Genomic DNA, 14,273 nt, shown 5'->3' with positions numbered 1-14,273 from the left:
CTGTTTGCATACGTATGCAAGAGCACAATAAAAAAAACGGGGCAATGCGCCCCGTGGGGTTAATCCGTTTGAAGCGCATCTACTCCCGGTAAGGGCTTGCCTTCCATCCATTCGAGAAACGCACCGCCGGCGGTGGAAACGAAGGTGAAATCGTTCGAGACACCGGCATGGGCCAAAGCAGCGACAGTATCGCCGCCACCGGCAACCGAGATAAGCGAACCTTCTTTGGTCAACGCGGCGGCGGTCTTTGCCAAAGCTACGGTTGCCTTATCGAAAGGCTCCATCTCGAACGCACCCAAAGGGCCGTTCCAAACCAAGGTTTTGCACGTTTTCAACACATCGGCGAGTGCTTCAACAGCGGCAGGGCCGACGTCCAAGATCATTTCATCCTTAGCGACTTCGTGTACATTGACGGTCCGGATCGGCGGATTGCTGCGGAATTCGACTGACGTCACGACGTCATAAGGGAGATGGACAGTGCATCCCGATGCATCCGCGGTTTCCAAAATGGCGTTCGCGGTGTCAGCGAGGTCATGTTCGCACAGCGACTTGCCCACATCGATGCCGCGCGCCGCCAAAAAGGTGTTGGCCATGCCGCCACCGATGATCAGGTGATCGACTTGCTTCACCAGATTGTTGAGCACGTCGAGCTTGGTAGAAACCTTCGCTCCGCCGACGACAGCCGCTACGGGATGTTCAGGATTACCCAAGGCCGCTTCCAGCGCCTTGAGTTCGGCCTCCATCGAGCGACCGGCATAAGCAGGCAATACATGGGCCAGCCCTTCGGTCGACATATGTGCCCGGTGTGCGGCGGAGAATGCGTCATTCACGTAGAAATCGCCATTTTCCGCAACAGCCTTCGCCAGTTCCGGATCGTTCTTTTCCTCGCCCGGCCAGAAGCGTGTGTTCTCGAGTAGCGCGATATCACCATCGGCAAGGATACCAACCGATTGCCGCACTACATCACCCGCAATTTCGGGCACAAACATGATTTCTCGCCCGACAACTTCCTGCAGCGCGTCCAGCACCATGGAAACCGACATTTCACTATGCTTTGCACCCTTTGGACGACCAAAATGCGCCAGCAGCAGCACCTTGGCGCCCTTGTTGCTCAGCTCCAATACGGTCGGCAACAAGGCGCGCAGGCGCATGTCATCGGTGACACGGCCGTCGGCCATGGGGACGTTCAGGTCAACACGCACCAGCGCGCGCTTGCCCTTGATGTCCCCAAGATCGTCCAAAGTGCGAAATGCCATGGTTTCAGCCCTTACAGCAGCTTGCCAATGACGCCGGCTGTATCCACCATACGGTTGGAGAAGCCCCATTCATTGTCATACCAGCTCAGAACGCGAACCAGTTTACCGTCGATAACCGCTGTTTCCAGGCTATCGATGGTCGAGCTGGCCGGGCAATGGTTATAATCGATCGAAACCAGCGGCTCGTCCGAATAGGCCAAAACGCCCTTCAGCGCGCCTTCCGAAGCCGCCTTGAGCAGCGCGTTTACCTCTTCCTTGGTGGTGTCACGCTTTGGCGTGAAGGTCAGATCGACGATGCTGACATTGGGCGTCGGCACACGAATTGCCGAACCGTCCAGCTTGCCCTTCAGTTCGGGCATAACCTCACCCACCGCACGGGCAGCGCCGGTGGTGGTGGGGATCATCGACATCGCAGCGGCGCGTGCACGGCGCATATCGTCGTGGATCTGGTCCAGAATTTTCTGGTCATTGGTGTAGCTGTGGATGGTGGTCATCAGGCCGCGCTCGATACCGATGGCGTCGTTCAGGACCTTCGCGAGCGGCGCCAGGCAGTTGGTGGTGCAGCTTGCGTTGGAAACAATCACGTCGGCGGCAGTCAATACTTCATGGTTGACCCCGAAAACCACTGTTTTATCTACATTTTTGCCTGGCGCCGAAATCAGCACGCGCTTGGCGCCAGCGGCCAGATGTTTTTCGGCACTGGCACGATCCGTGAAGAAGCCGGTGCATTCCAGCGCAATATCGACACCGTTTGCGGCGTGCGGCAGGTTTGCAGGGTCACGCTCGGCAGTCACATGGATGCGCTTGCCATTGACGATGATGTCGTTGCCATCTGCTTCGACCGTGCCTGGGAATGGACCATGCACGCTATCGCGCTTGAACAGCAATGCATTCGCCTTTGCCGGGGCCAGATCGTTGATCGCAACGAGTTCCAGGTCATGGTCATCGCGCTCAAGTATCGCGCGGGCAACCAAACGACCAATGCGGCCAAATCCGTTAATAGCTACTTTGACAGTCATATATGCTCCTATCAGCCTAATTTGGCGATGATTTGAGGGGTAATTTTGTCGGCAGAGAAACCAAAATGGTCCATCAGAACCTTGCCGGGCGCCGATGCTCCGAAGCGGTCGAGACCGATATTCAGTCCGTTTGAGCCGGTAATATCGCTCCAGCCAAAGGTGGTGCCAGCTTCAATCGACACACGTAGCGTGCCATCATCCGGCAGCACGTCGTTCCGGTAGGCTGCATCCTGCGCCAGAAAACGGGTCATGCTGGGCATGGATACCACATCCGCGCCGATACCCTTGGCTTCCAACTGCGCCGCGACTTCGGCGGCCAGCGCCACTTCCGACCCGGTGGCGATCAGGATGACCTTACGCGCGGTCCCGGCGGACTGGATGCGGTAAGCACCCTTGGCGGACATATTGCTGTCAACCGACGTCCGCACCATCGCCAAATCCTGACGCGAAAGAGCCAATACGGACGGCCCATCATTGCGTTCCAGCGCGAGTTGCCAACATTCTGCCACTTCAATGGCATCGCAAGGGCGGAAAACTTCGAGGTTCGGGATCATTCGCAGGCTCTGCAATTGTTCGATCGGTTGGTGCGTAGGGCCGTCTTCGCCCTGCCCGATGCTGTCATGGGTCAGCACGTAAACAACCCGCAACCCTTGCAATGCCGACAGGCGAATTGCGGGGCGGGCATAGTCAGAGAAGATCAAGAACGTGCCGCCAAAAGGAACGACGCCGCCGTGCAAAGCCATCCCGTTCATCGCCGCCGCCATGCCGAATTCACGGATACCATAATAGATATATCGGCCCGAATAATCATCTTTATTCAGAGGCTTGGTAAAAGATGTTTTGGTGTTGTTTGAACCGGTCAGATCGGCGGAACCGCCCAACAATTCCGGAAATGCCTCGGTCAAAGGACCCAGAGCCATTTCGGAAGATTTGCGCGTTGCGGCCTTGGGCTGGTCCACAGCTAGCTGCGCCTTATAGGCCGACATCGCCGACGTTGCGTCGATATCGCCTGCCATGCGACGCATGAATTCGGTTTTATTGGAGCTATTTGAAAGCCGTACTTGCCATTCATTCTTAGCTGATACGCCCTTGACACCCAATGCGCGCCAAGCCGACAAAATGTCGTCGGGCACTTCAAACGGGGCGCTGTCCCAGCCAAGTTGCTGGCGTGTGGCGGCTATTTCTTCGTCGCCCAGCGGAGATCCATGGACCTTGGAACTGCCCTGCTTGTTGGGGGCGCCATAGCCGATGATCGTGTGGCAGGCGATCAACGACGGCCGCGGGTCCGCGACGGCCTCTGCCATCGCACGCCTGATGTCGTCGAAATCATGCCCGTCGCATTTGACAACATGCCATCCGGTGGCGGCATAGCGCGCAGCGATATCTTCGCTCGACGACAGATCGACCGCACCGTCGATGGTGATCCGGTTGTCGTCCCACAACACATTCAAACGACCGAGGCCAAGATGTCCGGCAAGGCCGATCGCCTCATGGTTGATGCCTTCCATCAGGCAGCCGTCGCCAGCAACGACCCATGTTCTATGGTCCACCAACTGATCACCGAAAACCGCGTTCAGGTGCCGCTCGGCAATGGCCATACCGACTGCCATCGCCAGACCTTGCCCCAAGGGCCCAGTCGTGGCTTCTACACCTTCCAGCTCGAAATTTTCAGGGTGGCCAGCGCAAGGGCTGTGCAACTGGCGGAAATTGCGGATATTATCCATGGTCGGCCGCGCATAACCTGTCAGATGCAGCGTGGCATAAGCGAGCATAGAGCCATGTCCAGCCGACAGCACAAAACGGTCGCGGTCAGGCCATTTCGGGTCGGCGGGATCGAATTTCAGAAAGTCGGAATAAAGAACTGTCGCAACATCTGCCATGCCCATCGGCATTCCGGGATGCCCGCTATTGGCAGCTTGAACCGCATCCATAGCCAGTGCTCTGATCGCATTGGCCATCTGCCGTTGGTTGACAGTCATCTATCTCATTCCCCTATTACGGCCGGACCCAATTTCGACCTCGCTTATCTCCAGCCCGGAGGCCCACAGAAAACGGCTTTGATTGGCGGAGCCCGGGCAGTTCCGAGTCGCCGGAGCGCACCCTTTGCGGAGCGAAGTTGCAGGCGTCAAGCCAAAGGCGCGCAAATTGCACCTTAAGCGCGGTTCTGTGTCATTTGGAAGCGCATTTGCCAAATGGGTTTAATTTGCTAAATTGCACGAAATAACGGGAGTAACTCATGCCCCAGCAACAACTAATTCTTACAATAGGCAGGATCGAGCGCGCTCTTTCCCGGTTGGAACAAGTCTCAACCACGCGAACGAACGGAGTTCAGGATTCAAAATTGCTTGAAAAACACGAACAATTGAAAGCGCAGGCACGTTTGGCACTTAATGAAATAGACATTATTCTGGCCGGAGGCGCGCGCTGATGGCCGATGTCAGGCTTTTGATCGCCGGTCGCGAATATATCGTCACGTGCAAAGATGGCGAAGAATCCAGACTTCATACATTGGGCGCAATGGTTGACGAAATGGCGCGTGAAGCGGGTGGCTCTTCTGGCGGGTTGAATGAAAGCCGGTTGCTCCTTTTTTCGGCCCTGTTGCTCGCAGATAAATTGCACGACAGCAAAAATGGTTCAGTAAATGGCGGTACAACAGCGCAGGCCAACGACGACCCGGCGCTCGCCCAAGCCTTAGTCGCGTTGGAAAAACTGGCTGGTCGAATTGAATCTCTTGCCGACAGGCTTGAGGAATAAGCCGGGACACCCTATATAAACCGTGGCGGGACTGCACGGCACGAACTGATGAGAACATCCCTGAGGCGATTATTTATCTAAGGGAGCTGTCCCTGTTTGGACCGTGGTCCAGACTAAACGGCGCCCACCTGACGTTTTGGCGTCAGAGGATATTCCGGGAAACGACCCATTGTGGTTCCGCTAACCCCTTGAAGGGAAATTGATATCGTGGACAGCGTTGCGGATAAAAACACACAACGTGCCCGATACCGTCAGATCAGGGATGATTTTGTTCGAAATCTGGGGGACAATGATCGCGCCTTGTGTTTCTCCCACATTCCCGGTCTTTTGAACATGCATTTACAGGCTGGAACTGTCCTGGCTGGCTATATTGCCAAAGGGTCCGAGGCCGATCCTTCACGGTTGTTGGCCCAGGCCCATGAACAAGGGTGCCAGATCGCCCTGCCCCATGTTACTTCGAAAAGCGCGCCGATGCGTTTTTTGCGATGGTCGCCGGGCGAACCGTTAATTGCAGGGGCCTTTGGCTTGATGCAACCTGATGCCAGCGCAGAAGTTGTGCGGCCCGATGTCCTGTTGGTGCCGCTTGTCGCTTTTGACGACCGCCTGATGCGCCTTGGACAGGGTGCGGGCCATTATGACCGAGCACTGAGTCTATTAGAAAACAGCTTTGTCGTCGGCCTTGGCTGGTGCATACAGCATGCTGCGGTCTTGCCTAATGACCCTTGGGACATTCCGCTCGACGCTATGCTGACCGAAAAATCCTGGATAACATTATGACCAAACCACCTACCCCGCCATCATGGCGCAAACCTGTCGGGATGCTGGCTATATTGGGGATCATTCTGCTTTGGGCTATCCTGATTGTAAGCGCGTCGGAATATATCGGCCAGATGCATATATTGGCGCAGGCCGTCATTTATCTGGTCGCTGGAATAATCTGGATTGCGCCATTGCGGCCGTTGTTGATCTGGATTGAAACCGGATCGTTCAAAGCGCCACCATTACCCTGAATTTTTAAGGGGTGGCGCGAGTGACGGGGCTCGAACCCGCGACCTCCGGCGTGACAGGCCGGCGCTCTAACCAACTGAGCTACACCCGCTAACTTGCGGTGGAGGCGCACTAGAAGCGAGGACAGATTCTGTCAACGCACTTTGTCGCTATTCGCAAAATTGTAACAAATGGCGCGGTCACCGCGTCAAAATTCCGTCGTCCTACCAACAGCGATATGCTGAATTTTTGACTCTGAATTTCCCCATCAAACAGCCGATTTTTTAGCTGTTTGACGTCACGACGTCCCATGCTATATCTAAAGTTATATTTTTTAAGATTTTACAAATTGTTACCGTTTGCAATACATGTTTTTTACTTATTTTCATATAGTTAAGGTGGTTAACTGCTGTGTCTGAGATTAACGGTTTCTTGACATTATTGCGACATAAGGTGCGTGATGAAGACCAGATATCATATTCGTCCGCGCCATAACATACGTCCACAAAGTTGCATTTACGCACTTTTGGCGTCGATTTCGGTGGCGGTATTTTCGTTGCCCAATGCCGCCCATGCTGCGGGTACATTGGCTGGGACTGACATTCAAAACGTCGCGTCGGCGACTTTTGATACGGCAGCCGGGCCGGTAACCATCCAATCCAACACAGTCACGATCAAGGTCGATGAACTTCTTGACGTCACGGTGTCATCAACCGATCCGGGCGATGTCATAACCTCACCCGGGCAAACATCGAATGTTCAACGTTTCCGGGTTTCCAACACCGGAAACGGGGATGAAGCATTTGCGCTTACCGCCACGGTTGCAAATGGCGGGGACGATTTCGACCCCAGCCTGCAACAGATTGTCATTGATGCCAATGGTAATGGCGTTTTCGATGCGGGTGTGGATGTCGTATATACCGCAGGCGTCAATGAACCCGTCATTGCGCCGGATCAGAATATCACAGTATTTGTCATAACCTCAACCCCCGCGGGCGTTGTCGACACCAATCGGGCCAATGTCAGCATAGTAGCAGCAGCCGTCACCGGTACGGGCGCGCCCGGAACCAGCTTTGCCAATGCAGGCCAGGGTGGCGGTAATGCGGTGGTGGGTCCGACCGGTGCACAAAGTTCGGCCAGCGGCTTTCTTGCAGTTCAGGCGACATCCGTAACTTTAAACAAAACCGCGACCATCCTGGATCCGTTCGGTGGCAATCGTCCTGTTCCAGGTGCCATTGTCACCTATTCTCTAGTCGCAACCGTCGCGGGCACTGGCCTGCTGAACAATCTGGTCATTACAGACCCTATTCCTGTCGGATCGCAATATCAGCCCGCATCGTTGACATTGGAAGCGACCGCCCTGACCGACGCCGCCGATGCCGATGCCGGTAATTTCAATGGCACACGCATCAGTGTCGCCGCCGGCAATGTACCTGCCGGTCAAACAAGAACCGTGACTTTCAAGGTGCTTATCCCATGAAATTGATCATTCGCATCATGATGGCTTTTGCCACTTTAACCGGCGCATCTTTAGCAGTGGCGGCAACGCCATTGCAGTTGAGCAGCGATGTTTTTGTCGAGCGCACAATTGAAGGTGTCGACGGAACCAAAACGGTTGTTCTCGAAAAACCGAAAATGGTGACGCCGGGCGACAGTCTTGTTTTTGTCGTCAAATATAAAAATGTCAGTGCAACCACGGCAACCAATTTCGTGGTCACCAATCCTTTGCCGCCCGCTGTGGCCTTTAACGGTACATCGGACGGACAGGAAATCGTTTCCATCGACGGAGGAAAGAACTGGGGATTCCTTGGCGATTTGCGCGTTGCGAAAGAAGATGGCGCCACCCGAGCGGCGCAACGTAGCGATGTCACACATATAAAATGGAATCTGAATCAACCGCTGACCGCCGGGGCGGAAGGCAAATTGATATTTCGGGGAGTCGTAAAATGACACCCGAAACCGTTTCGATCGCGGCGGAGTGGGCGCGATCCATAATTTGCAACAGGAGTAAAAGCTATGACCAGTAAGCTAAAACTGCTCGTCACATCATCAGGCGTATCTCTGGCAATGCTGTGCTCTGCGCCAGCATTTGCTGGTGGTACAACGCAGGGCACTAGCATTACAAACAATGTGAACGTCAATTTCCAAGTGGGCGGCGTTCCGCAAACACAAGCGTCGGCCTCTGACGTTTTTGTCGTTGACCGTAAAGTAATCTTTTCTCTCGCGGAAAAAGCGCCGATCGGCACGACATCTGTGAGTCCGGGCCAGACCGGTCAGATTACGACCTTTGTATTGGCCAACACGTCAAACGACACGCTCGATTTCACAATCACGCCATCACAACTCGTAGGCGGAACGGCCGCGCATGGCGGTACGGATGCGTTTAACGTCACCAATCTGCTGGTTTGCCTTGATGCGAACGCGGATAATACCTGCGATGCTGCAGCTACGGCAACTTTGACGATCAATGATCTGGTTGCTGATGCGAATACGACCATTTTGGTGGTTGGTGACATTCCGTTGTCGGCTACAAATGGTCAGGTTGCAGGCATTTCATTGAGCGCAGCCGCGCTCAACAGCAATGGAACGGCAATTACCGCTGCAACCGACGCAACCGTCAACGGTGCTGGCACGGTGGAAACCATCTTCGCCGACACCGCGAAATCCGGTAACGGTGGCACCTCGGTTGCGCGTGACGGTATCGATGTCGCAACCGACGATTACACTGTTTCTGCTGCAGTCCTTAGCGTCTTCAAGACGAGCCGGATCATCAGCGACGGCGTAAGCAGCAGCAACTTCAAGTCTGTGCCGGGTGCTGTGGTTGAATATTGCATCTCGGTGGCAAACGCCGCTAGCGGTGCGACGGCAACGAACATCACCATTTCTGACCTTGTGCCGACCAATACGACGTATCAGGCTGGTACGATCCGCGTAAATGGGACGGTGACAAGCCCTGGTGCAGGACAAACCTGTGCTGCAGGTACGGCCGTAACTGATGCTTCGGACGTAGATGCCGGCAGCTTCGGCACTCCAGCCAACACAGTGGCAGGCACGTTGAATAACATCGCTGGAGGTAGCTCCAGCGCGCTTATTTTCCGCGCCACCATCAACTAAGAGACAAAGGGGGCGGCGTGCGACGATGTCGGCGTCGCCCTTTTCAAAAAATGGGACCCTTTACAAAAATTATTATACAAGCCGCAGGTGTGCTGGCGACAGGACTCATGTTTCCTGTCGCCAGCTTACCTGCGATCGCGCAAACGACCCCGCAAATTATAACCAATACCGCGACCGTAGAATGGGACGTCGGGGCACAGAAACTGTCGCGAACGTCCAATACAATACAATTTGCTGTTGAACCGCCCCCCGTTCCCGAAGCGACATTGTCGTTGTTGCGGTTTTCGAACGCAACAGGGGCAACCACCGCCAACCTCCCGTCAACTGTTTGTGTCGGGAATAGCGGTCCTTCCTTTGTCCGTTTCGAAGGGGTCTACGCTGGATTGAGCACCACGCCGGCCCGCCTGTTGCCGGCCAATGCGATCCGGGCGGGCGAACCGTTGGTCATCCAGATGGATGCTGCCATCAAAAATCTAAATTCTACTTCGATTGATACATTCGAGGTGGTGATTTCTACACAAGCCGGTGATCAGGAACGTATCACGCTTACAGAATCTAACCCGAATAGCGGGCGATTTTATGGCTTCCTTAACACCAGAGCGATCCCGCCGGTTCCAGCGCAAGGTGATTGTGTGCTTTCAGTCAACCCTGGCGATAAGATCAATGTGGAATTTGATGACAAGACAACCGGAAACCGGCTCGGCGATGCGGATGTTGAAATTCTGATCGATCCATTCGGAATGTCATTTGACAGTGGCGATGGCGCTCCTGTCAATGGAACGACAGTGACAATCGTGGATGCCACAACTGGTGCACCAGCGGAAGTTTTCGGCGATGACGGGGTGTCCGCTTTCCCCAATAGCATTGTCACTGGCAGCACGGTGACCGACAGCAGCGGTCGAATTTATGCATTCACGTCAGGGTTTTACCGGTTCCCCTTTTTGCGACAGGGTACCTATCGCCTTATTGTTTCGCCTCCTACCCCTTTTACTTTCCCGTCGGTTGCCTCGCTGTCAGAATTGGCCGTGCTAAATCGGCCCGATGGCGGGCAATTTGAAATAGTGGCGGGTTCATTTGGTGGGGTCATTACCCTGTCGGATCCTGCGCCTGTCCGCATCGATATCCCTCTCGATCAACCGGGCGGAGAACTGGCGTTGAGCAAAACAACCTCCACGGCCACTGCAACGCCGGGCGATATCGTTCAATTCCGGATAGAAGTGCGTAATCCAAACAGGTCACGCAATACCGGACCGATTACAATCACCGATCAACTACCTGAATCGATGCGTTTACGCCTAAATAGCGTCAGATATCAGGGGGTAAATATTACCCCGACGGTAGGGAATGACGGCAATAGCTTTTCAGTTTCATTGCCACCGCTGGCGGCGGGTGGCGCAGGCTTACTGACTTATCTTGCGGAAATACGTCAGGATGCGCGGCCGGGGAACGCAGTCAACCTGGCCTTTGCGAACGATAATCGTGGCGCCACCAGTGATCGCGTTGATGCCGCCGTTCGAATTGTGCGCGACGGGATCAGCGAAAGATTTACTCTGGTTGGTCGCGTTACCGAGGGGGGATGTTCCATCGATCCGCGCGATGCCAAGGGTATCGCCGGCGTCCGCGTGATGTTGCAGGACGGGTCATACACCGTCACCGATTCAGATGGACGCTATCATTTTGAAGGGTTAATTCCCGGCATTCATGTCGTGCAGGTCGACCCTAGTAGCTTTCCGCTTAATCAGGCCCCTGTGGATTGCGCGCAAAATACGCGCAGCGCAGGTAGCGCGATTTCCCGCTTTGTCGAAGGACGGGGCGGCAGCCTGAAACGCGCAGATTTCCGGGCCATTGAAACTGCGGCGCGCGCTGAAAATCGCATAGCAGCCACCCCCTTTCCCGATGTAATGAGCGATCCGGAAGCGGCGGGCGCTGACCGTGACTGGATTGCCGGACAAGCGGCTGGAACAGAATTTCTTTACCCAGCAATGGATCACAACCCCCGCGTAAAGTCGATCCGCATTGCGGTTAAGCACAGTTCGGGTCAGACCGTTGAATTATTGGCCAATGGCAAAAAGGTCGATCCTCTCAATTATGATGGCACAAAAAAAAGTGCCGATGGCCAAGTCAATGTCGCCTTGTGGCGCGGTGTCGGTATTGAAGATGGGCCGAACAAGCTGATCGCAAATATCAAAGATGCGTCCGGCAATGTGGTCGAAACACTCGAGCGGGATGTATATTTCGCCCATGCCCCGATGAAGGCACAATTTTTGAAAGACAAGTCCATCTTGCTAGCAGATGGCGTGACGCGGCCGCGCATTGCAGTCCGGTTAACCGATCGCAGTGGTAAGCCAATCCAACACGGTTCGGTCGGCGATTTCAGCGTCACAGCGCCCTACCGTCCGGCAATTGAGGTCGACGCCGAGCAAGCCCGTCAATTGTCGGGTCTGGAACGTGCAGCGCCCGTATGGCGGGTGCAAGGCGACGATGGCATCGCCTATATCGAACTTGAACCCACGACGGCATCGGGCTCACTCGCCATCGGTTTCAACTTTGTCGATGGCGAAGTTCGGCGTGAACAGCGGGTGGAAACTTGGCTGGACCCGGGCAATCGTCCCTGGACCGTCGTCGGTTTCGCTGCTGGAACCATTGGATTTAACAAGCTTGAAGAAGGCTTGGAAGAACATGCCGGCGATACAGACTCGCTCAATATTGATGGTCGTATAGCGCTTTATGCCAAGGGTCGTGTTAGCGGCAAATGGCTGATGACCATGGCGTATGACACGGACAAAAAAGAAGACGAAACCCGCTTTGCCGGTGTTATCGACCCGCGCAGCTATTACACGATTTATGCCGACCGCACTGACCAGCGTTATGACGCAGCATCAGTTCGCCGACTATATCTTAAGCTGGAGCGTCCGCAATTTTATGCGCTGTTTGGAGATTATCAAACCGGCATCGATGAACCGGAACTCGCCCGCTATCAGCGTTCTTTCAATGGCGTGAAGGCGGAATATCGCAACGATGCCATACAGGCGACGGCATTTGGATCGGATACGCCCACGCGCTTCCGTCGTGAGGAAATACAGGGCAATGGCTTGTCCGGCCCCTATGCCCTTTCGGCGCGCGATGTCATTGCAAATAGCGAGCTTATCATTTTGGAAACGCGCGACCGATTGCGGTCGGACCGGATTGTCGAACGCAAGACGCTGTTCCGTCACATTGACTATGACATTGATTATCTGGCCGGTACTCTGCGTTTCCGCCAACCCATTTTATCGCGTGGTAGCGGACTTGATCCGCAGTTCATCATTGCTGAATATGAAGTCGACGGTATCGGCAAGCGTGTGGCAAACGCAGGCGGACGCGTCCGCTGGAAAAGCGCGGATGAAAAACTGCAAATCGCCGCCACGGGCATTCACGACGAAAATGATGTTTCCAAAACCGATCTGGTCGGTGCGGATCTCATTTATCGTCCCGGCATTGGAACCGAAATCCGCGCCGAATTTGCCGGGTCATCAGCCCAGTCAAAATCAAACGCGCCAGCCGCACGTGGTGCAATCGCCTGGATGATTGAGGCCGAACATCATGATGAAAATTACGACATAGTCGCTTATGTACGTGAACAGCAGGCCGGATTTGGGGTTGGCCAGATCAATCGCTCCGAAATCGGCACGCGCAAATTTGGCGTTGATGGCCGTGTGCGCCTGACTGAAAAGCTGTCGGCATCGTTAATTGCTTATCAGGAAGAGTTTTTCGGAAACGATGCGCGTCGCCGCGCTGCAATTGGCGAGCTGGAATATCGGGACGGAAACACCACATTACGCGCAGGTTTGACACATGCCGATGACCAACTTTCCGATGGTACGAACAATCAGTCGTCCCTCGTCAAACTGGGCGCTTCACAACGTCTACTGGATGGTAAACTGGAATTGTCGGGCCAGACCGAATTTGCCTTAAACGATCAGGATGAAAGCGTCGACTTCCCCGCGCGGCATAGTGTATCGGCGCGCTATGCCATTCGGTCCGATGTCGCGTTGATCGCAGGTTATGAAATTGCCAAGGGCGAAAACATAAATGCGCGAACGGCCCGCCTTGGTTTCGACGTTGCGCCTTGGGCCGGTGGCCGCATATTGGCCAGCGCCAACCAGCAACAGATTACCGAATTTGGCCCCCGTACCTTTGCCGCTTACGGCCTCGCCCAGTCTTTCCGGATTAGCGAAAAATGGTCTGTCGACATGACGGTCGACGGCAATAAGACATTGAACGGTTTTAGCCGCGCAGATGTCGTCAATCCCTTGCAACCTGTCGCATCAGGTGGATTTCTGGGAAGCGACAGCAGCCTGACCGAAGATTTCACAGCGGTAACCGGCGGCGCAACCTATCGCGGTGACCGGTGGAGCTGGACTGGCCGCGCTGAATATCGCGACGGTGAAACCACCACCCGTTATGGCCTGACCACCGCCATCCTGCGCCAGATTGGCGAAGGCCGTGCCGTGGGCGGAGCATTTAGCTGGTTCCGCGCCAATGAAATTGGCGGAGCATCTACCACCACAGCGCAAGCCGAAATAAGCTGGGCCCACCGCCCTGCCGATAGCCAGTGGGCGATCCTGAACAAAACCGAATTCCGCTATGATGCGGTGCGCGATGCTGTTGCTGGCGAAGCAGGCCCAATTGGCGGCGCACCGCTCAATATTGATGGCGATGCCAAATCACGGCGTGTCATCAACAGCCTTTCGGTGAACTACACCCCGATTGACGATCTGGACGGGAATTTTGTCGAACGCGGCGAATATGCCCTTTTTTGGGGAACCCGTTACTCCACAGACCGCTTCGGCCCCGATGATGTCGAAGGCTGGAGCAATGTGGTCGGTGTCGACGCGAAATTCGACTTCAGCAAATATGCAGATTTCGGTGCCGCAGGCACCGTTCGTATCGGAACCGGCGGCAAAAATATTGCTTATTCCGTTGGCCCGGTCCTGACCGTTGCCCCTATCGACAACAGCAATATATCGGTTGGGTATAATATTGTGGGCTTTGAAGATCGCGACTTTGAAGAGAGCCGCTACACCCGATCCGGGCCGTATATAACGCTCAAGCTCAAGTTCGACCAGAATAGCCTTGCCGGCATCAAATTTTAAGGTCTTAC

At 54.9% G+C, this 14,273-nt stretch carries 11 protein-coding genes, 1 tRNA gene and 1 other RNA gene; 9 read left to right on the top strand and 4 right to left on the bottom strand.

Annotated features, from left to right (window positions below; genetic code table 11):
• Positions 1-59: 59 nt before the first annotated feature.
• Genes EUU23_RS03495 through tkt form a run of 3 tightly spaced genes read right to left on the bottom strand, consistent with a single transcriptional unit; the run spans position 60 to position 4,254 of the window.
• Positions 60-1,256 carry a phosphoglycerate kinase gene (locus tag EUU23_RS03495; protein WP_160352714.1) on the bottom strand — a complete coding sequence of 399 codons (1,197 nt, stop codon included), beginning with the start codon at positions 1,254-1,256 and terminating at the stop codon, positions 60-62.
• An 11-nt stretch (positions 1,257-1,267) separates the two neighbouring features.
• Complete coding sequence (gap, locus tag EUU23_RS03490) at positions 1,268-2,275, bottom strand: type I glyceraldehyde-3-phosphate dehydrogenase (protein WP_160352713.1); 1,008 nt, start codon at positions 2,273-2,275, stop codon at positions 1,268-1,270.
• 11 nt (positions 2,276-2,286) lie between these two features.
• Positions 2,287-4,254 (bottom strand): transketolase, encoded by a 1,968-nt coding sequence (gene tkt, locus EUU23_RS03485; RefSeq protein WP_160352712.1) that lies wholly within the window; start codon positions 4,252-4,254, stop codon positions 2,287-2,289.
• Between the two features lie 257 nt (positions 4,255-4,511).
• Between tkt and EUU23_RS03480 the strand changes: the two genes are divergently transcribed.
• From EUU23_RS03480 to EUU23_RS03460, 5 genes are all read left to right on the top strand, one after another.
• Positions 4,512-4,703: a hypothetical protein gene (locus EUU23_RS03480; RefSeq protein ID WP_160352711.1), complete on the top strand. Its 192-nt coding sequence runs from the start codon at positions 4,512-4,514 to the stop codon at positions 4,701-4,703.
• Positions 4,703-5,029, top strand: coding sequence for a cell division protein ZapA (locus EUU23_RS03475; protein WP_160352710.1), 327 nt, complete (start codon positions 4,703-4,705; stop codon positions 5,027-5,029). Before EUU23_RS03480 ends, EUU23_RS03475 begins: the two co-directional genes overlap by 1 nt.
• A gap of 25 nt (positions 5,030-5,054) precedes the next feature.
• A non-coding RNA gene (gene ssrS, locus EUU23_RS03470) (6S RNA) lies at positions 5,055-5,211 on the top strand.
• 25 nt (positions 5,212-5,236) lie between these two features.
• The gene (locus EUU23_RS03465) at positions 5,237-5,806 is read left to right on the top strand and encodes a 5-formyltetrahydrofolate cyclo-ligase (RefSeq protein ID WP_160352709.1); all 570 of its coding nucleotides are present in this window, start codon (positions 5,237-5,239) and stop codon (positions 5,804-5,806) included.
• Complete coding sequence (locus tag EUU23_RS03460) at positions 5,803-6,039, top strand: DUF2842 domain-containing protein (protein WP_160352708.1); 237 nt, start codon at positions 5,803-5,805, stop codon at positions 6,037-6,039. The genes EUU23_RS03465 and EUU23_RS03460 overlap by 4 nt, the downstream gene beginning before the upstream one ends.
• 12 nt (positions 6,040-6,051) lie before the next feature.
• Here the strand turns inward: EUU23_RS03460 and EUU23_RS03455 are convergent.
• Positions 6,052-6,128: transfer RNA gene (locus tag EUU23_RS03455), tRNA-Asp, on the bottom strand.
• Positions 6,129-6,476: 348 nt separating this feature from the next.
• On the opposite strand from EUU23_RS03455, the gene EUU23_RS03450 reads away from it, so the two are divergent.
• The 4 genes from EUU23_RS03450 (at position 6,477) to EUU23_RS03435 (ending at position 14,265) form a co-directional block, all read left to right on the top strand.
• Positions 6,477-7,496 (top strand): DUF11 domain-containing protein, encoded by a 1,020-nt coding sequence (locus tag EUU23_RS03450; RefSeq protein WP_160353516.1) that lies wholly within the window; start codon positions 6,477-6,479, stop codon positions 7,494-7,496.
• Complete coding sequence (locus tag EUU23_RS03445) at positions 7,493-7,966, top strand: DUF11 domain-containing protein (RefSeq protein ID WP_160352707.1); 474 nt, start codon at positions 7,493-7,495, stop codon at positions 7,964-7,966. The genes EUU23_RS03450 and EUU23_RS03445 overlap by 4 nt, the downstream gene beginning before the upstream one ends.
• A gap of 66 nt (positions 7,967-8,032) precedes the next feature.
• Positions 8,033-9,130, top strand: a complete 1,098-nt coding sequence (locus EUU23_RS03440) for a hypothetical protein (RefSeq protein ID WP_160352706.1) — start codon at positions 8,033-8,035, stop codon at positions 9,128-9,130.
• A 383-nt stretch (positions 9,131-9,513) separates the two neighbouring features.
• The gene (locus EUU23_RS03435; RefSeq protein WP_246156069.1) at positions 9,514-14,265 is read left to right on the top strand and encodes a carboxypeptidase-like regulatory domain-containing protein; all 4,752 of its coding nucleotides are present in this window, start codon (positions 9,514-9,516) and stop codon (positions 14,263-14,265) included.
• Positions 14,266-14,273 lie beyond the last annotated feature (8 nt).

This window comes from Sphingorhabdus profundilacus, assembly GCF_009769755.1.
Taxonomy (GTDB): domain Bacteria; phylum Pseudomonadota; class Alphaproteobacteria; order Sphingomonadales; family Sphingomonadaceae; genus Sphingorhabdus_B; species Sphingorhabdus_B profundilacus.
The sequence above is the reverse complement of the archived record's forward strand: the minus strand, read 5'-3'. Positions and strand labels throughout refer to the sequence as shown.

Bases quoted from the DNA above. Each gene is read 5' to 3' on its own strand.
- EUU23_RS03495 (WP_160352714.1), bottom strand. From the start codon at position 1,256: ATGGCATTTCGCACTTTGGACGATCTTGGGGACATCAAGGGCAAGCGC.
- gap (WP_160352713.1), bottom strand. From the start codon at position 2,275: ATGACTGTCAAAGTAGCTATTAACGGATTTGGCCGCATTGGTCGTTTG.
- tkt (WP_160352712.1), bottom strand. From the start codon at position 4,254: ATGACTGTCAACCAACGGCAGATGGCCAATGCGATCAGAGCACTGGCT.
- EUU23_RS03480 (WP_160352711.1), top strand. From the start codon at position 4,512: ATGCCCCAGCAACAACTAATTCTTACAATAGGCAGGATCGAGCGCGCT.
- EUU23_RS03475 (WP_160352710.1), top strand. From the start codon at position 4,703: ATGGCCGATGTCAGGCTTTTGATCGCCGGTCGCGAATATATCGTCACG.
- EUU23_RS03460 (WP_160352708.1), top strand. From the start codon at position 5,803: ATGACCAAACCACCTACCCCGCCATCATGGCGCAAACCTGTCGGGATG.
- EUU23_RS03450 (WP_160353516.1), top strand. From the start codon at position 6,477: ATGAAGACCAGATATCATATTCGTCCGCGCCATAACATACGTCCACAA.
- EUU23_RS03445 (WP_160352707.1), top strand. From the start codon at position 7,493: ATGAAATTGATCATTCGCATCATGATGGCTTTTGCCACTTTAACCGGC.
- EUU23_RS03440 (WP_160352706.1), top strand. From the start codon at position 8,033: ATGACCAGTAAGCTAAAACTGCTCGTCACATCATCAGGCGTATCTCTG.